Consider the following 16828-nt stretch of genomic DNA (forward strand, 5'->3'; position numbering starts at 1 on the left):
TGTGCCGCCTTTCCGGCCGGTGTGGTCAGTCCTCGGAGCTCGGGACCCGTCCCGGGGGCGGCTCGGCTTCCGCGGTCGGCAGGAAGCGGCTGATGAGGACCTTGTACAGGCCGGCGCCGAGCAGGCCGCCGATCAGCGGGGCGATGATCGGCACCCAGAAGTAGAGATTCCCGTACTGATCCCGCCACGCTCCGCCGTAGCCCGTGAGGAAGCTGGCCAGCCGCGGTCCGAAGTCACGGGCCGGGTTGATGGCGTAGCCCGCGTTCGTCCCCCAGGCCATGCCGATCGCGACCACGACCAGGCCGATGAGGAGCGGGGCCAGGTTGGCGCCCGGCGGAGTGTTCAGCATGTCCGTGATGGCCATGATCAGCAGCAGCAGGATGGCGGTGCCGATGACCTGGTCACGAAAAGCGCCCCACTCGTGGACCGGAAGAGCGGGGTTGCCGTTGCCCGGCAGGGTGGAGAACACGCCCTGTGTCTTGACGGTGTGTCCCGGGTCGGCCTTGGCCAGCGCCTCGCTGTAGTTCCAGCGGACGAGGAGCGCGGCCACGAAGGCGCCCGCGGTCTGGGCCAGCGCGTAGGGAGCCACTTTGCGCCACGGGAATCCCTTGAAGGCGGCGAGCGCGACGGTCACCGCTGGATTGAGATGAGCACCGCTCAGCCTGGCCGCCACGTAGACACCGAGGGTGACTCCGAGCCCCCACGCCCAGGCGATGCTGTCGTGGTCACCCAGACCACCCGCCGGATCCGTGAGGGCGCCACCCGCGGAGACCTGGGCGACCACGGCGCAGCCGAAGAGGATGAGGATCATCGTGCCCACGAACTCGGCGGACAACTCGCCGACAAGACCGGACCGTACGTGCCGCTCAGCCATGGGAACTCACCCTTCGCCGGCTGTACCGGCCGTCGACTGCCCGCGCGATTCCTGCCAGGCTAAGACCGTTTCGCGAAGTGCGCATATCAGGGCATTTCTCCCCCGGTGGTGTGAGGGTGACCGTCCGCCCCTGTGACGGATGTCATGTCTGTGCAGGCATGAACCCTGTGAGACGGGGCACTTGAGGGATGTACGCGACGCTGTATCGGTGTCGCGCGGTGACAACGACGCCACTGACGACCGGATTCTCGCGGTGGCACCTGCCCACATGCGAGCTGTGCTCTGTGGGAGGAATTGCCATGATGGTGCCGGCGGAGAAGGAACTGCGGACAGTACTGGCCCGGTTCGCCGAGGCCCGGATCCAGCACGACGCCCGTCCCACCGATCGCACCGGCCGAGCCCTGGCCGACGTCACCTACACGCTCTGCGTCATGACCGCCTCCCGCACCGCCGAACAGGCGCTGCGGGCGGCGGACCTGCTGCTGGAGCAGTACCGCGTCAGCCGCAAGGGCGTCGTGCGGGACGACGAGACGCTGGCCGCGTAAGGGGCGCAGCCGGCGACCTGCAACCCGCAAGTCCGCAGTCCGCAGTCCGCAGTCCGCAGTCCGGAGATGTTCAGCGTTCCAGCAGCATGCGGCGGGCCAGGCGGGCGATCTCCCGGGTGGCGGGTGACAGGACGGCCCCCTGGCGCTGGACCGCGGCGATGGTGTCGTACAGCGGTTCGGCGAAACCCACGGTGTGCAGGTCCTTGGGGAACGTACGGCTGCCGGCGACCGCCCGGGACACGATGGTGTCTCCCGCGCCCCGGGCGACGAGGTGCAGCGCGGAGTCGACCTGCTCGACCTCGACGAGCGGGGACAGGGTGACGCCCTCCACCTGGGCGCGTTCGGCCAGCTGGCGCCGGGTCGGGTCCCGCCAGCCGTAGTGGGCGTCGTAGAGGATCAGAGGCGCCTCGGCGAGGTCGGTCATGGTGATCGGCCGCGTGGTGCGCCCCGGATCCGCCGAGGCGTAGACGACCTCGTCCCGCAGGAGCGGCGTGATGTCGAGGCCCTCGGCGTCGATGGGCAGGACGACCAGACCGGCCTCCAGGTCGCCCGCGGTGACGGCCTCGGCGACCTCCACCGAGTTGAGGCCCACGATCCGCAGCCGTACCCGGGGATGGCGGGCGTGGAACGTTTCGAGCAGGTCGGACAAGAGGTAGTAGTCGGCGTTGCGCAGCAGGCCGAACGTGGCCACTCCGCCGTCGAGCGAGGTCAGGGAACGCAGTGCCCGGTCGGCGCCCTCGGCCGCCTCCGCCGCCTGCTGGGCGTAGGGCAGGAGTTCCTCGCCCGCCGAGGTCAGGACGAGCCGGCGCGCGCCGCGGGTGAACAGCGGGACCCGGTAGTGCTCCTCCATGCGTTTGACGAGTTCCGAGACCGAGGGCTGCGTCGTACGTAGTTCCACCGCGGCGGCGGAGAACGTACCGAGCCGAGCCGCGACGAGGAAGGCGCGCAACTGGTTCAGGGTCGTCGCCGGAGGCGGCTGGTACGGGGTAGAGCCCATGGGTGCCATGGGATCCAGCCTGCCATAGGGTCACCCTATGGACTGCCTGGGACGATTCGCGGTTGTCCAGGGGCAAATCCTCCATCAGGCTCAGCTCCATGAAACTGAGCTCCCGCATCACCGACGCGTTCGCCGACCGGTTCACCCTGCTCAAGGCTCCCGGGGTCGATGCTCCGCCAGCTCAGCGCGACCCCGAGGTGATCGAGACGGTCAGCCGCATGCTGTCCGACATCGAGCGGCACGGCCTGGACGCCGTACGCGGTTTCGCCCGTTCCCTCGACGGCCAGTCGGACGGCGCGATCGAACTCGGCGCGGCGGAGATCGCCGGCAGCGGCGAACGGCTGCCGAAGGACCTGCGGGAGGCGATCGAGCTCGGCGCGGAGCGCACCCAGCGCTTCGCCGCCCTGCAGCGCGCGCATCTGACGGACTTCGAGGAGGAGATCGCCCCCGGCCTGCTGGTCGGCCAGCGCTACATACCGGTCGGCACCGTCGGGGCCTACCTCCCCGCGGGCCGCTTCCCGCTCACGGCCAGCGCCTTCATGACGGTGGGAGTGGCCAAGGTCGCGGGCGTTCCGACGGTGGTGGGATGCACTCCTCCCCAGCCGGACGGGCGGGCCAACGACGCCGTCACCTACGCCGCGCACCTATCCGGGATCGACCACCTCTTCGTCGTCGGAGGAGTGCAGGCGCTCGCGGCCATGGCCTTCGGCCTGCTGGGCCGCCCGCCCGTCGACATGATCGTGGGCGCCGGAAACGCCTATGTGGCCGAAGCCAAGCGCCAGCTGTTCGGCACGGTCGCGATCGACCTGCTCGCGGGCCCCTCCGAGGTCGCCGTCATCGCCGACGCGTCGGCCGACCCCGAGGCCGTCGCGGCGGACCTGCTGGGGCAGGCCGAGCACGGCCCCAACTCGCCGGCCGCCCTGGTCACCACCTCCGAGAAGCTCGGCCGGGAGGTGCTGGCCGCGGTCGAGCGCCAGCTCCTGACCCTGTCCACGCGGGACATCTGCGGCCCGGCCTGGCGGGACTTCGGCTCCGTGATCCTCGTGGGCAGCCGGGAGGACGCCGTCGCGGTCATGGACGAACTCGCCCCGGAGCACCTGGAGGTGCAGACGACAGAGGACGACTGGTACCACGACACGCTGCGCAACTACGGCTCCGTGTTCCTCGGCCACTGGAGCACGGTCGCGTACTCGGACAAGGGCATGGCCGGCACGAACCACACCCTCCCGACCGCAGGCGGCGCCAAGCACAGCGCGGGCCTTTCCGTCTCCCGCTACCTGAAGCCGCTCACCTACCAGCGCGTCACCCGGGAGGCCACGCCGCTGCTCGCCGAGGCGGTGGAGGTCATCTCCGCCAGCGAGGGCATGACGGCCCACCAGGCCACGGCCACCCTCCGCCTGCGTTCCTACGCCGGCTGACCCCATCCCCCAGAGGAACGGTGCAACCGGATGAAATCCGTACGTCGTGAGGCACGTAGTGGGGTACGTCCCGAGAGAGCGGGAGCGCCCCGGCGCGCCTGGGGCGCCGCCGCGGCCGTCGCACTGGCCGCCGCCCTCGCCTGCGCCGGGTGCAGTCCGCCCGGGGCGGGGAAGACCGCCACCGCCGGGACCCAGTCCTTCGTCACCGAGCCCGTCACCACCGGACAGGTCGCCGCCCTCGGCGACGTCACCCTGCGGATGTGGGCGGACCAGGCGGAGAAACCGCTGATGAAATCGGTCGTCCCGGCCTTCGAGAAGAAGTATCCCAACGTCACCGTCGACATCACCTACAAGAGCTTCGACGACCTCGTCGCCACCGTCGTCAACGCCGCCTCCGGCAGCACCCCGCCCGACCTGTTCCAGGGCAACATCGGCTACGCGGTCGACGGGGCGCTGGTCAAGGCCAAGCTGGTCCGTCCGCTCGACGACGTGGCCGCGACCTACGGCTGGCTCACGGGCACCGGGGCGAGCACGCTGGCACCGGCCCGCTGGAACAGCGCCGGCACCGCGTTCGGCGACGGCAACCTCTACGGGATGTCCCCGATCAGCGAGGTGCAGGGCATCTACTACAACAAGGCCCTGCTGAAATCCCTCGGCCTGCAACCGCCGCAGTCCCTGAGCGACCTCGAAAAGCAGCTGCCGGTCGTCGAGAAGGCCGGCAAACAGCCCGTCATGCTGGGCAACAGCGACCAGTACGCCGCCACCCACATCTTCTCCGACCTCGCCGCCACCGAGCAGGACCCGACCGCGATACGCGACTGGATCGGCGGCAAGGCGAACACGACCTTCGCCACCACCGGCAACGAGAAGGCCGCCGACACCATGGCCGACTGGGCGAAGAAGGGCTACTTCGGCTCCGGTTACGACGGCCTCAGCAACGAGGACGCGATCGCCCGGTTCGCCAAGGGCTCCGGCGCCTACTTCGTGGGCGGCTCGTGGAACGGCGCCAAGCTCGACCCCGAGAAGTTCGGCTTCGGGGCGCTCACCACCGGCGGAGCCGGAGCCACCGCCTCGCCGTGGCACATCGCCGCCGCCTCCAAGGCCACCCCCGCCGCGGTCGCCTTCCTCGCCGCCCTGCACACACCCGAGGCCGGCCAGAAGATCCTCGACACCGGCCGGCTGCCCGTCGTCACCGACGGCGTACGGGCGGCGAACAGCCTGCAGAGCCAGACCCTCGACGCGCTGAAGCGCACCATCGCCGCGGGCACCCAGGTCGGCTACTACGACTGGAGCGCCACCGACATGCTCACCGTGATGGGAGGCGGACTCCAGGAGGTCATGGCCGGCCGCACGAGCAGCGCCGACTTCACGAAGGCCGTCCAGGACACCTGGCGCAAGGCGAGGGAGTCGAAGTGAGCACCGTCGCCCCCGCGCGGGACCGCGGCCCCGCGCACCGGGCGGCCGACACCGGCCGGCCCCGCCGACCGCACCGCCGCCTCTCCTCCTCGCTGTCCTCCCTCTCCTGGTCGTCCCTGCTGTACGTGGCCCCGGCACTGGCGTTCTTCGGCGTCTTCGTCCTGTACCCCATCGGTGTGTCCGTCTGGTACTCGTTCTACGCGTACGACGGCCTGACGGTGGGCACGCCGGTCGGCTGGGACAACTACACGGCCGTCTTCACCGACAGCCAACTGCGTGCCGCCCTGCTGCACTCGCTGCTCCTGCTGTTCTTCTACGCCGCCCTGCCGGTGTCCGTGGGACTGCTGCTCGCCGGCGCCATGTCCCGTATCCGGGTGTACGGACTGACCCTGTTCAGGGCGGTGCTCTTCGTGCCGCAGATCCTGTCCAGCGTCGTCGTCGCCGTCGCCTGGCGGAACCTGCTCGCCGAGGACGGCCCGGTCAACGCGGTGCTGCGGGCCGTGGGCCTGGGCCGGTTCGCCACCAGCTGGCTGGGGAACTTCGACACCGCCCTGCCCTCGATCGGAGTGGTCGGCACCTGGGTGGAGTACGGCCTGTGCATGGTGCTCTTCCTCAGCGGCATCGTGGCCATCGACCGGTCGACCTACGAGGCTGCCCGGCTGGACGGTGCCGGCGCGGTGCGCGAGTTCTTCTCCATCACCCTGCCCGCCCTGCGCCCGCAGATCTCGATCGCGCTGATCCTCACGGTCACCTTCGCGCTGCGCAACTTCGACCTCATCTGGAACACCACCCGCGGCGGCCCGGGCACCTCCACGACCGTCCCGAGCCTGTACGTCTACCAGGACGCGTTCCAGAACCGCATGCTGGGCCGGGCCTCCGCCCTGGCCATCGTGCTCACCGTGGTGATCCTCCTCGTCGTGGTGGCCGTACAGCTCCTGCTGCGGGAGCGCGACGGCACACGAAGCGGCCCCGTACGAAGAGGTCTCGCACGACGCGGCCTCGAACGAAGCCGGCTCGCACGGCCGGCCGGGAAGAAGGCGCAGTCATGAGGATCGCCCGTACCGAGAGCGTCGCCACGCACGCGCTGCTCGTCCTCGCCTCCGTCGTCGCCGTCTTCCCCCTGGTGTCGATCGTCGTCTCCTCGCTCGACGGCTCCTCCGGCGGACTGTCCCTGTCCAGCTACTCGTCCGCCTGGACCCAGGGCCGTTTCGGCTCCGCCCTGCTGTCCAGCGCGCTGGTGTCCGTCACCGTCGTCGTGGCCACCGTGATCCTCGCGAGCCTGGCCGGCTACGCGCTGGCCACCATGCGCGTGCCCGGCGGCAGGATCATCCTGGGGCTGCTGCTGCTCGGCCTTGTCCTCCCGTACGAGGTGACGGTGCTGCCCCTGTACGAGATGCTCGCGGGCTGGCACCTCATCGACACCTACTGGGCGCTGATCCTGCCGCAGATCGCCCTGTCGGTCCCGCTGGGTGTGCTCTGGATGCGGTCGTTCTTCGCGTCGGTCCCGCAGGAACTGCTCGAAGCGGCACGCATCGACGGTACGAGCAGGTTCCAGACCCTGCGCCTGGTGGTGCTGCCCATCGCCGGACCCGCCCTCACGACCCTGGGCACGGTGCTCTTCCTGTTCACCTGGAACGAGTTCCTGCTGGCCCTCATCCTCGTCCCGGACAACGCGGCGGTGCAGACCGTTCCGCTGGCGCTGTCCTTCTTCTCCGGAGCGGCCCGCTCCAGCGACCCCGCCGTCACCGCGGCGGCGGCCGTCCTCGTCGCCCTTCCGGTGCTGCTGGCGTACACGGTCCTGCAGCGGCGCCTGATCAGCGGCCTCACCGAAGGAGCGGTGAAATGACCGCCTCCAAGCCACAGTCGAGTCCACCGCCCGTGAGGACCGAAGTGACCCGTGTCGTGTGCGAGCAACTGGCTCCGCGCATCGGCGACCTGGCATACAACAAGGAACTGGCCCTGACCGCCGTCCGGCGCGCCCTGGCGGACCGGGCCGACATCGTCGTCCTTCCCGAACTGGTCACCTCCGGCTATGTGTTCGCGACCTCGGAGGAGGCGTGGAGCACCGCGATCACCCTCGCGGACCCCTTCTTCGCCGATCTGACCGCGGTGCTGGCCGGTACGCGCGGTGTCGTCGTCCTGGGCTTCTGCCAGGACGCCGGCGACACGCTGTACAACAGCGCCGCCGTGGTCGACGCGAGCGGTGTGCGGGCCGTCTACCGCAAGACACACCTGTGGGACCGGGAGACGCTCTTCTTCACCCCCGGCGACCGCACACCCCCGGTGGTCGACACGGCACACGGCCGGATCGGCGTACTGATCTGCTACGACCTGGAGTTCGCGGAGATGCCCCGCCGGCTCGCCCTGGCCGGCGCGGACCTGATAGCCGTGCCGACCAACTGGCCGCTGGTCGACCAGCCGGCCGGTCAGTATCCGGCGGAGATCATCCAGGCGCAGGCCGCCGCGCGCGCCAACGGCGTGTTCATCGCGTGCGCGGACCGCGGCGGCGTCGAACGCGGACAGCACTGGACGCAGGGCACCGCCGTCATCAACCAGTACGGCAGGCTCACAGCCACCGCGACCGACGCCGAACAGCGGACCACCGCCGACCTCTTCCTGAACCTGTCCCGCGACAAGGCCATCTCCCCGCACAACGACCTGCTCGGCGACCGCCGGCCCGACATCTACGCACAGGAGACCCCGCTGCTATGACGACAGCCGACTCCACGCCCGCACCCGCCGGGACGACCTCGCTCACCGACGACGACTGGTGGCGTACCGCCGTCATCTACCAGGTGTATCCGCGCTCGTTCGCCGACGGCGACGGGGACGGCACCGGTGACCTGCCTGGTGTCACCGGGCGGCTCGACCACCTGGCGGACCTCGGCGTCGACGCCCTGTGGCTCTCGCCCTTCTATCCCTCGCCGCAGCGCGACGGCGGCTACGACGTGGCCGACTACCGCGCGGTGGATCCGCGCTACGGCACGCTCGCCGACTTCGACGCGCTCCTGGCGGGCGCCCACGCGCTGGACATCCGCGTGATCGTCGACCTCGTACCCAACCACTGCTCGGCGGAGCACGCCGCGTTCCGCGCCGCGCTGGCCGCGGGGCCCGGCAGCGAGGAACGGGCCCTGTTCCACTTCCGCGACGGCCTCGGACCGGACGGCGCCCTGCCGCCCAACGACTGGACGTCGATGTTCGAAGGGCCCGCCTGGACCAGGGTCACCGAGGCCGACGGCCGTCCCGGGCAGTGGTACCTGCACCTGTTCGACCCCTCCCAGCCCGACTGGAACTGGGACAACCCCGCGGTGCGGGCGGACTTCGAGCAGACGCTGCGGTTCTGGCTCGACCGCGGTGCCGACGGCTTCCGCGTCGACGTCTGCGACGCCCTCGTCAAGGCCCCCGGCCTGCCCGACTGGCCCCGTCCGACCCACGGCGTGATCGAGCCCGTCGACGGCGTGATGCCTCCCATGTGGGACCAGGAGGGCATCCACGAGATCTTCCGCGCCTGGCGCCGGCTCCTCGACACCTACGACGGCCGGCGCATCCTGTGCGCCGAGGCATGGCTGCCTCCGGAGCGTGCCGCCCGGATCGTCCGCGCCGACGAGATGCACCAGGCCTTCAACTTCCGTTTCCTGGAGACCCCCTGGCAGGCGGCCGGCCTGCGGAGCGTCGTCGACGCGTCACTGGCGGCCAACGGGGCGGTCGGCGCACCCACCACCTGGGTCCTGTCCAACCACGACGTGATGCGGCACGCCAGCCGGTTCGGATACGACGGACCGGTCGAACTGGAACACGGCGTGGGCACCGACGACCCACAGCCCGACCGCCCCCTGGGACTGCGCCGGGCCGGAGCGGCCACAGCGCTCATGCTCGCGCTGCCCGGGTCCGCCTACCTGTACCAGGGCGAGGAACTGGGCCTGCCCGAGGCCACCCGGCTGCCGGACGAGGCCCGCCAGGACCCGGTCTGGGAACGGTCCGGACACCGCATCCGCGGACGCGACGGCTGCCGGGTGCCCCTGCCGTGGACCGAGGACGGACCGGCCTTCGGCTTCAGCACCCGCGCCACCACCTGGCTGCCCCAGCCGTCCGACTACGGCTCCTACGCCGTGGCCGCACAACGCGGGCGCCCGGACTCGACGCTGGAGCTGTACCGCACCCTGCTGAACCTGCGCCGCCGGTACAGGCTGGGGGAGGGGGCCCTCGTTTGGGAGACCACTTCCGAGGACGTCCTGCACTTCCGCAACGGCGCCGTCGAAGTCGTCACGAACTTCGGGCAGCACCCCGTCCCGCTGCCGCCCGCCGCGAGTCTCCTGGCCGCGTCCGGCCCGGTGACGACTCACGTACCTCCGGACACGACGGTCTGGTTCTCCAGGGAGCCCCTCCGGTAGGGGCCTTGTCATCGCATCGCCGAACGTCAGGGCCCGACCGTGAGGGACACGGCACGGGTCCTGGCGGACGAAGGGCCGGTTTCCAGCAGGAGTTCACCCGCCTCCACGCCCACGGTGAGGTCGCGCGTCACCGAGGCGAGCGTGTCCGCGGCGATGTCGAACACGGCCTCCGCGGTCTCGCCGGGCCGGAGCGGGACACGGGCGAACCCGCGCAGTTCTCTCGTCCTGGGCCACGACGAGCCGCCCGACATCCGCCGCACATACAACTGCACGGTCTCGCGCACCGGCCGGTGTCCCGTGTTCGTGACGGCGACCGTGCAGGTCAGCGTGGGCGCGTCCAGCGATACCGAGGTACGGGACAGCCTCGGCGCCCCGTACGACACCGTCGTGTACGACAGCCCGTGGCCGAACGGGTGGCGGGCGGACGCCGGCTGGTCGACATAACCCCGGTAGCCGTGGTCCTTGCCGTTGTAGTGGACGGGCAACTGCGCCGCCGAGCGCGGTACCGACACAGGGAGGCGCCCCTCCGGCTCCGCCCGGCCGAAGAGGACGTCGGCGACCGCGCTGCCACCCCACGGTCCCGGGTACCACGCGCTCAGTACGGCGCCTACGGTCCCGGAGAGATCCGGCAGGGCGTGCGGGCGCCCCTGGACCAGGACAACGACGACCGGTGTGCCCGTGGCGGCCACCGCGTCGATCAGCCGCAACTGCCCGGCGGCCAGCGCCAGTTCGGCCAGGTCGACGCCCTCGCCGCAGGTCATGCCGCCCGGACCGGCCGCGCCGGCCAGCGCCGCGCCGTTGCTGTCGAACACCGTGGCGCCGTCGCGGGCGCTGGAGCCGCCCAGCACCAGTACGGCCACGTCCGACGAGGCGGCCAGCTCGACCGCTTCGGGGATCGCGGAGAGGTCGGCGCCGGTCAGCGCGCATCCGGCGGCATGGGTGACCTCGACGCCCTCGGGGGCTGCCGCGCGGATGCCCTCCAGGACGGTGCTGCCGGTCCCGGGCCGCTGGGGCGCGGTGTAGTCGCCGATCTGCTGCGGTACGGAGTCGGCGTTGGGGCCCAGTACGGCGATCCGCCGGGCCGAAGGACCCAACGGCAGGGTTGCTCCGTCGTGTTCGAGCAGAACGACGGAGGCCCTGGCGATCCGCTCGCTCAACTCCCGTACGGGGTAAGGCGGTTCGTGGACGGGGCGCCTGGACGCGTACGGCTGCTCGAAGAGGCCGAGCCGGAACTTGAGTCCGAGGACCCGGGCGACGGCGGTGTCGAGTGTGGCCTCGGGAACGAGACCTCGGGTGACGGCCTCGGCCAGCCGGGGGAAGCAGGCGTCCCACAGACTCAGATCGCAGCCCGCCGCCAGCGCCGTGGCAGCCGCGGCCACCGGATCGCCGGTCAGGCGGACCAGGCGGTCGATGGCGCCGCCGTCCGCCATGACGAGCCCGTCGTAGCCCCACCGGTCGCGCAGGAGCCCGGTCAGCAGCGGGTGGTTGGCGACGCAGGGCAGGCCGTCCAGTTCGTTGTACGCCGCCATCACCCCCGCCGCACCGGCCCGGACACCCGCGCGCGCCGCCACGAGGTGGATCTCGTGCAGCTCCCTGGGCCCGAGTTCGGTGGCCGCGCTGTTGCGTCCGCCGACCGTGGCGCCCTGCCCGGCGAAATGCTTGAGGACCACCGCGGCCCGCGCCCTGCCCATGCCGCGCACCAGCGCCTCGGTGAACCGGGCCGCCAGGTGGGGATCCTCCCCGAAGCACTCCTCGGCGCGGCCCCAGCGCGGATCGCGCACCAGGTCGAGCGCCGACACGAGCGCGACATGGCCGCCGCGGGCCCGCAGTTCGGCGCCCACCGCCTCGGCGGCCGACTCGTACAGGTCGGGGTCCCAGGTGGCGCCCACGGCGAGGTTCACCGGCAGGACGGTCCCGTCGAGCGCCTGGTGGCCGTGCGGCACCTCCTCCACGAACAGCACCGGGACACCCAGCCGGGTGTGCTCCACGACGTACCGCTGTACGTCGTCGGCGACCCGCGCGCCGTCGGCCGCCGTGATCCCGTCCGCGAACCCCACCCCTGACCAGGGGTCGGCGCGCTGGAGCCCGTAGAGGGCGCCCATGCCGTCGTGGGCGGCGACCTCCGCGTGGAACGCCTCGGTGAGCCGGTGTCCCCCGGGCGTCCGCTCGTAGGCGTCCCACCCGTACAGGCGCTGGTTGACCTGGCCGACCTTCTCCCGCAGGGTCATGCGGCCCAGCAGATCCCGTACCCGGGCCTGCACCGGCGCGTCCGGGTCCCGGTAGAGAGGGCGGCCGGTCATGTCAGTTCCAGGACGACGACCCCGTACGGGGCGAGCCGCACGTCCGTCACCTGCTCGCCGGAGGCCAGGTCACGCAGCAGGCCGGCCGCCTGCGGGCGCACCGTCAGCTCCTCGGCGGACTGGCTCACCAGCCACACGAAGCGCCGGCCGTCCTCGTGCACGAGCAGGTCCGCTCCCACGTACGGGCTGTCGACGGTGACCGGGCGCCCGGCGCCCGCGACGTCGGCGAGCGCCGCGTACAGCCGGTGCGTCTGCTCGGGGTTGACGTGGGCGGTGCGGGCGGCCATGTGCTCCAGGGGGTAGGTCGCCAGGACGGTGCGGCCCTGTCCGGTCTCGCGCACGAGCAGGGCCGGCCGGCCGTGCCCGTCCACGGCGACCACCCTGGCATCGCACGGGACCACCGGCAGATAGGCCCGGCTGTCCTCGTTGCCCGCCACCGGGAAGGTGAGGTTCTCGCCCGCCGTGAGCGGGCCGAAGTCCTCGGTGAACGTCATCTCCAGTACGTCGTCGGTGATGGGCTCGGCGACCCCGTACGACAGTTGCAGTTCGACCCCGAACAGTCCGTCGAGGTCGTCGAACCACGGCCCGCGCGTGCCGGGGTGCTCACCGGAGCAGAACGACAGGTAGACCGTCGCTCCCTCCTCCGCCCGGCGTGCCAGTTCGCGTCGGGTGCGGGCGGTCAACTGCCGGGTGGCGGGCAGCAGATAGAGCTTCGCGCGGCCGGGCAGGCCGTCGGCCTCGCGGACGAGTCCGGCCGGCAGGTCGGCGGCGCGCGCGGCGACGTACGCCTGATGCAGCGAGGTGAAGATCAGCGGCCGGTCGGCGGGCCTGCTGTAGGGGTATCCGCGCTCCAGGAACGCTGGCACGACCAGGGCCGCGTCGGTGTCGGCCCGTCGGCAGCGGGCGAAGTCGACCGCCTTCAACACGTCGGCGAACGCGGCGAGTTCGACCAGGGGAGCCTTCGGCGCGCCCTCGCTGTCCGTGATGCCGAAGTGCATCTCGAAGGGGTGGTGGTCGTACGGCGAGCGGTCCCACAGATCGTCGTAGTCGGTGTTGTTCCAGGCGATCCAGCCCGTGGCTCCGCCGAGCAGCGAGTTGTGCAGGGTCTGCCGGTAGTAGACCGCGGCGTTCTCGGCGGAGACCGTGTCGGTGGAGAGGCCGAACTCCTCAAGGACGACGGGCTGCCCGGTCACCGAGGCCAGTTCGCACTCGAAGGCGGCCCGGTGGTGCTGGCGCGGCCGGTCGGTGTCCGAGCGGTAGACGTGCGGCCCGACGAAGTCGACGTACTCCGCGGTGTCGCGCAGCGAGAAACCGTTGTCGCGGCCGGTCACCTCGATGCCCCAGGCGCCGTCCCCGAGAGAGACGGGCTGGGTCGCGCCTGCGGCGCGTACGGCGTTGCACATGGCCTGCGCCCAGGCCGTGACGACGTCGGACGAGGGCGAGTTCTCCTGGTACACGCGGCCGTAGCCGGGCATCTCGTTGGTGATGAGCCAGCCCGTGACCGCCGGGTGGTCCTTGAAACGGCGGGTCATCTGCGACGCGAACCACGCCTGACGGCCGACCATCCACACGTCCTCGTACAGGTCCCGCCCGCCGCGCCAGACCGGGTCCCAGTTCTCGCCGGACATGTGGCCGACGATGAAGGTGGGCACGGTGCCCATGCCCGCCTCGGCGTGGGCGTCGAGGAAGTCCGCGAACCGCTCGCACAGGACCTCGTCCACCCGGTGGGGCTCGGGGTGGAAGTCGGGCCAGTAGAAGAAGGAGCGCGTCATGGTCAGACCGTGCTCGCGCAGCACCCCGAGTTCCTCGCGGACCGTCTTGGGGTCGTAGTCGCGCCACATCAGGGGGCCGCCGGTGCGGGACCAGAAGTTGGCGCCGAGCCAGGGCAGTACGGCGGCGTCGTGGGTCAGGTGGGCGCTGTGGCGTCGCATGGTCCTTCTCGGATCGATCGGGTGGTACGAGTGGGGGGTCGGGGCCGGCCGTCAGGGCGGAGCGGCACCGGTGGACTCGCGGACGACCAGGCGGGGCCGGTCGTCGAGGCGCTCGGCCTCGACGTCCTCGCCGCAGCGGGCGAGCAGGACACGCGCGGCGGCCGCGCCGACCCGCTGCACCTGCTGGTCGACGGTGGTCAGCCGCGGATGGAGCCAACGGCCCAGCGGCAGGTTGTCGTACCCCACGACCGAGAGGTCGTCGGGGACGCGCAGCCCCGCGCGCTGGGCGGCGCCCATGCCGCACACGGCCATGGAGTCGTTGGCGTAGACGATGGCCGTGGGCCGGTCCCTGGTGGTCAGCAGCGCGTCGGTCGCGGCGACCGCGGAGACCTCCGAGAAGTCGGTGTGCAGCACGGCGAACGGCCGCAGCCCCGCGGAGCGCAGGGCCGAGCCGAAGGCGGCCTGGCGCAGCCTGGTGTGCTGCAATTCCTCGGGGCCCGCCACATAGGCGATGCGCCGGTGGCCGAGTTCCAGGAGATGGGCGACGACCTCCTCGACGCCGGCGCCCTGCCGGCCGAGGCCGACGCTCGGCACGGCCGTCGAGCGGTCGGGGTCGCCGAGCAGCACCGCGGGCAGGCCAAGCCGGGTCAGCAGCGCGGGACGGGGGTCGACGGCGCGCGCGTCGGTGAGTACCGCCCCGTCCACCCTGCCCTCGGCGGCGAGCCGCTCGTAGAGGACGTTCTCCTCCTGCGCGCCCGCGACGAGGTGCAGCAGCAGACCGTAGCCGCGCGGGGCGAGCTCCCCCTCTATGCCGGTGATCAGCTCGCTGAAGTGGGGGTCCGCGCCCAGTACGTCGGTGGGGCGCCGGACGACCAGGGCGAGCGTACGGGTCCGGGCGCTGCGCAGTGCGGCGGCGGGCGCGCTCGGCGACCAGCCCAGTTCGAGCGCGGTGTCCAGGATGCGGCGGCGGGTCGGCGCGGACAGCCGCCCCTTGTCGTTGAAGGCCTGGGACACGGCCGCGGTCGACACTCCGGCGGCTGCCGCGACGGCCTTGATGGTGGGACGTCTGGCGGGCCTCGCGTCGGGCGGGTTCGCCTCGGTGGACGGGCTCACATCTTCACCGCCCCGCTGACCAGGGCCTGTTGCATGCGCTTCTGCAGCACCGTGTAGACGATCCATACCGGTACGAGGGTGAGGACGGTGCCCGCGGTGAGGACGCCGTAGTCCGTCCCGGTGATCGACTTCAGGGTGGGCAGGGCGACCTGGACCGTGCGCTGCGCGGGGTCGGGTCCGATGATCACGAGCGAGTACAGGTACTCGTTCCAGAAGGTGAGGAAGTTCAGCAGCAGCACGGTCGCGATGCCGGGCATGCACATCGGGATGTAGACGTGCCGCAGGGTCGTGTACGTGGAGGCGCCGTCCATCCGGGCGGCCTCCTCCATCTCCCTCGGGATGGTCCGCATGAACTGCACCAGGATCACCACGGACAGCGGCATCGCGGTCGCGGGCAGGAACAGCACCATGAACGTACGGGTGTGGAACAGACCGGTCGCCGCGGCCAGCAGGAACGTCGGGAAGAGCGCGGCGAAGGTGGGGATGAGGAAGCCGAGCGAGAAGACGTTCTCCATGAGCGAGGCGACCCGGCCTGTGGACCGGGCCAGCGCGAACGCCGCGGGCAGCGCGAGCGCCAGGGTCAGGACGAGGGAGAAGACCGTCACCAGCGTCGAGTTGACGACGGCGAGCCCGAGGTCGGCGCTGTCGAAGGCGGTGCGGAAGTTGCCGAGGCCGAACGACGTGGGCAGGGCGAAGGGGTGCGCGAAGATCTCGTCGTTCGTCTTGAAGGCGGAGGCGAGGAAATAGTAGAGCGGCACGATCAGCAGGACCGCGTAGGACCACACCAGGATGTGCGCGGGCAGCCAGCGCTTGCCGAGCTTCATGGTGAGCGGCTCCGATCAGTAGTTCTGGCGGAATGCGCGGCGGATGGCGAGCAGTCCGACGAGCCCGGCGAGGAAGAGGATGACGCCGACGGTCTGGCTGTAGCCCAGGTCGGCCGCGATGAACGCCTTCTGGTAGACGAGGAACGAAAGGGTGGTGGACGAGCTGCCTGGCCCGCCCTGGGTGAGCAGCAGGACGTGCTGGGCCGACCCGAAGAGCGTCCACAGGAACTGAAGCATCGTCACCACGCCCACGTAGTCGCGGATGACGGGGAAGTGGATGAGCCACATTGTGCGCCAGTGCCCGGCGCCGTCGAGCTGGGCGGCCTCGCCGAGCTCGTCGGGCACGCTGCCGAGGCGGGCCGCGAACAGGACGGCGGTGAAGCCGATCCCGGCCCACACGTCCAGCGCGATCAGGCACGCCAGCGCGGTGGAAGGGGAGGCGAGCCAGGCATCGGCCAGCGAGCCGAGGCCGACCGCCTCCAGGGCGCCGTTGGCCAGTCCGTCCGGGGACAGGGCCGCGTAGAACACCATGGCCTTCGCCGGGGTCGAGATGAGCCCCGGGATGAAGAGCAGGTAGCGGATGACACGGTGTCCCGGCGGCTGCTGCGCGACGTAGTAGCCCAGCATGTACGAGCACACGATCATGACCGGCAGCGCGACGGCGAGCTGGACCGCGGTGTTGCGCACCGCGTCCCGGAAGACCGGGTCGTCGAGGACGGTACGGACGTTGCCGAGGCCGGCGAACGACACCGGCTGCAGCATGCCCGGCCAGTGCAGGGCGGCGACCACGAAGATCGCGATCATCGGCCCGACCATGAACACCAGGTACCAGACCAGGGCCGGGACGGCGAGAACGGTGCCGCCCTGCCGGGGCGGGCGCCGCCCCGCGGTGGCGGACGGCGGGCCGGGGCGGACCGTGGTGCCGCCCGGTGTGGGCGTCAACGTCGTCATGCGGTGACTCCGATGGACTCTGGCGCGGGACGCGAGGGAGGAAGAGACGGCGGGGGAGGGACGGGAAG

14 protein-coding genes are annotated in these 16828 nt (G+C 71.5%); 7 read left to right on the forward strand and 7 right to left on the reverse strand.

The window, feature by feature from the left end; all coding sequences use genetic code 11:
* Positions 1-25: 25 nt before the first annotated feature.
* Positions 26-874 carry an MIP/aquaporin family protein gene (locus AOK01_RS16335; RefSeq protein WP_055512216.1) on the reverse strand — a complete coding sequence of 283 codons (849 nt, stop codon included), beginning with the start codon at positions 872-874 and terminating at the stop codon, positions 26-28.
* Positions 875-1173: 299 nt separating this feature from the next.
* Here AOK01_RS16335 and AOK01_RS16340 point away from each other — a divergent pair, with 299 nt between their 5' ends.
* Positions 1174-1419, forward strand: coding sequence for a DUF5133 domain-containing protein (locus AOK01_RS16340; protein WP_055512218.1), 246 nt, complete (start codon positions 1174-1176; stop codon positions 1417-1419).
* Between the two features lie 70 nt (positions 1420-1489).
* Here the strand turns inward: AOK01_RS16340 and AOK01_RS16345 are convergent, their stop codons facing one another.
* Positions 1490-2416, reverse strand: coding sequence for a LysR family transcriptional regulator (locus AOK01_RS16345; protein WP_055512220.1), 927 nt, complete (start codon positions 2414-2416; stop codon positions 1490-1492).
* 98 nt (positions 2417-2514) lie between these two features.
* Between AOK01_RS16345 and hisD the strand changes: the two genes are divergently transcribed.
* Genes hisD through AOK01_RS16375 form a run of 6 tightly spaced genes read left to right on the forward strand, consistent with a single transcriptional unit; the run spans position 2515 to position 9641 of the window.
* Positions 2515-3834 carry a histidinol dehydrogenase gene (hisD, locus tag AOK01_RS16350; protein WP_055512222.1) on the forward strand — a complete coding sequence of 440 codons (1320 nt, stop codon included), beginning with the start codon at positions 2515-2517 and terminating at the stop codon, positions 3832-3834.
* A gap of 30 nt (positions 3835-3864) precedes the next feature.
* Complete coding sequence (locus tag AOK01_RS16355) at positions 3865-5250, forward strand: ABC transporter substrate-binding protein (RefSeq protein WP_079103465.1); 1386 nt, start codon at positions 3865-3867, stop codon at positions 5248-5250.
* A complete protein-coding gene (locus AOK01_RS16360; protein ID WP_055512224.1) occupies positions 5247-6299 on the forward strand; it encodes a carbohydrate ABC transporter permease in 1053 nt (350 codons plus the stop codon). The genes AOK01_RS16355 and AOK01_RS16360 overlap by 4 nt, the downstream gene beginning before the upstream one ends.
* Positions 6296-7096 (forward strand): carbohydrate ABC transporter permease, encoded by an 801-nt coding sequence (locus tag AOK01_RS16365; RefSeq protein WP_055512226.1) that lies wholly within the window; start codon positions 6296-6298, stop codon positions 7094-7096. The genes AOK01_RS16360 and AOK01_RS16365 overlap by 4 nt, the downstream gene beginning before the upstream one ends.
* Positions 7093-7962 (forward strand): nitrilase-related carbon-nitrogen hydrolase, encoded by an 870-nt coding sequence (locus AOK01_RS16370; RefSeq protein ID WP_055512228.1) that lies wholly within the window; start codon positions 7093-7095, stop codon positions 7960-7962. The genes AOK01_RS16365 and AOK01_RS16370 overlap by 4 nt, the downstream gene beginning before the upstream one ends.
* Entirely contained in the window at positions 7959-9641 is a 1683-nt protein-coding gene (locus AOK01_RS16375; protein ID WP_055512230.1) for a glycoside hydrolase family 13 protein, read from the forward strand. Before AOK01_RS16370 ends, AOK01_RS16375 begins: the two co-directional genes overlap by 4 nt.
* Before the next feature lie 26 nt (positions 9642-9667).
* Here AOK01_RS16375 and AOK01_RS16380 read toward each other — a convergent pair whose 3' ends face one another.
* From AOK01_RS16380 to AOK01_RS16400, 5 genes are read right to left on the reverse strand one after another with little or no spacing between them, the layout of a single operon-like run.
* Positions 9668-11941, reverse strand: coding sequence for a glycoside hydrolase family 3 N-terminal domain-containing protein (locus tag AOK01_RS16380; RefSeq protein WP_055512232.1), 2274 nt, complete (start codon positions 11939-11941; stop codon positions 9668-9670).
* Positions 11938-13872 (reverse strand): cellulase family glycosylhydrolase, encoded by a 1935-nt coding sequence (locus AOK01_RS16385; protein WP_055512234.1) that lies wholly within the window; start codon positions 13870-13872, stop codon positions 11938-11940. The genes AOK01_RS16380 and AOK01_RS16385 overlap by 4 nt, the downstream gene beginning before the upstream one ends.
* 51 nt (positions 13873-13923) lie before the next feature.
* A complete protein-coding gene (locus AOK01_RS16390; RefSeq protein WP_055512236.1) occupies positions 13924-14985 on the reverse strand; it encodes a LacI family DNA-binding transcriptional regulator in 1062 nt (353 codons plus the stop codon).
* Entirely contained in the window at positions 14982-15809 is an 828-nt protein-coding gene (locus AOK01_RS16395) for a carbohydrate ABC transporter permease (RefSeq protein ID WP_055512238.1), read from the reverse strand. The genes AOK01_RS16390 and AOK01_RS16395 overlap by 4 nt, the downstream gene beginning before the upstream one ends.
* Before the next feature lie 15 nt (positions 15810-15824).
* Entirely contained in the window at positions 15825-16760 is a 936-nt protein-coding gene (locus AOK01_RS16400; protein ID WP_055512240.1) for a carbohydrate ABC transporter permease, read from the reverse strand.
* Positions 16761-16828 lie beyond the last annotated feature (68 nt).

The sequence above is a fragment of the Streptomyces aurantiacus genome (genome assembly GCF_001418335.1).
Lineage (GTDB): Bacteria > Actinomycetota > Actinomycetes > Streptomycetales > Streptomycetaceae > Streptomyces > Streptomyces aurantiacus.

Bases quoted from the DNA above. Each gene is read 5' to 3' on its own strand.
- AOK01_RS16335 (WP_055512216.1), bottom strand. From the start codon at position 874: ATGGCTGAGCGGCACGTACGGTCCGGTCTTGTCGGCGAGTTGTCCGCC.
- AOK01_RS16340 (WP_055512218.1), top strand. From the start codon at position 1,174: ATGATGGTGCCGGCGGAGAAGGAACTGCGGACAGTACTGGCCCGGTTC.
- AOK01_RS16345 (WP_055512220.1), bottom strand. From the start codon at position 2,416: ATGGGCTCTACCCCGTACCAGCCGCCTCCGGCGACGACCCTGAACCAG.
- hisD (WP_055512222.1), top strand. From the start codon at position 2,515: ATGAAACTGAGCTCCCGCATCACCGACGCGTTCGCCGACCGGTTCACC.
- AOK01_RS16355 (WP_079103465.1), top strand. From the start codon at position 3,865: ATGAAATCCGTACGTCGTGAGGCACGTAGTGGGGTACGTCCCGAGAGA.
- AOK01_RS16365 (WP_055512226.1), top strand. From the start codon at position 6,296: ATGAGGATCGCCCGTACCGAGAGCGTCGCCACGCACGCGCTGCTCGTC.
- AOK01_RS16370 (WP_055512228.1), top strand. From the start codon at position 7,093: ATGACCGCCTCCAAGCCACAGTCGAGTCCACCGCCCGTGAGGACCGAA.
- AOK01_RS16375 (WP_055512230.1), top strand. From the start codon at position 7,959: ATGACGACAGCCGACTCCACGCCCGCACCCGCCGGGACGACCTCGCTC.
- AOK01_RS16380 (WP_055512232.1), bottom strand. From the start codon at position 11,941: ATGACCGGCCGCCCTCTCTACCGGGACCCGGACGCGCCGGTGCAGGCC.
- AOK01_RS16385 (WP_055512234.1), bottom strand. From the start codon at position 13,872: ATGCGACGCCACAGCGCCCACCTGACCCACGACGCCGCCGTACTGCCC.
- AOK01_RS16395 (WP_055512238.1), bottom strand. From the start codon at position 15,809: ATGAAGCTCGGCAAGCGCTGGCTGCCCGCGCACATCCTGGTGTGGTCC.
- AOK01_RS16400 (WP_055512240.1), bottom strand. From the start codon at position 16,760: ATGACGACGTTGACGCCCACACCGGGCGGCACCACGGTCCGCCCCGGC.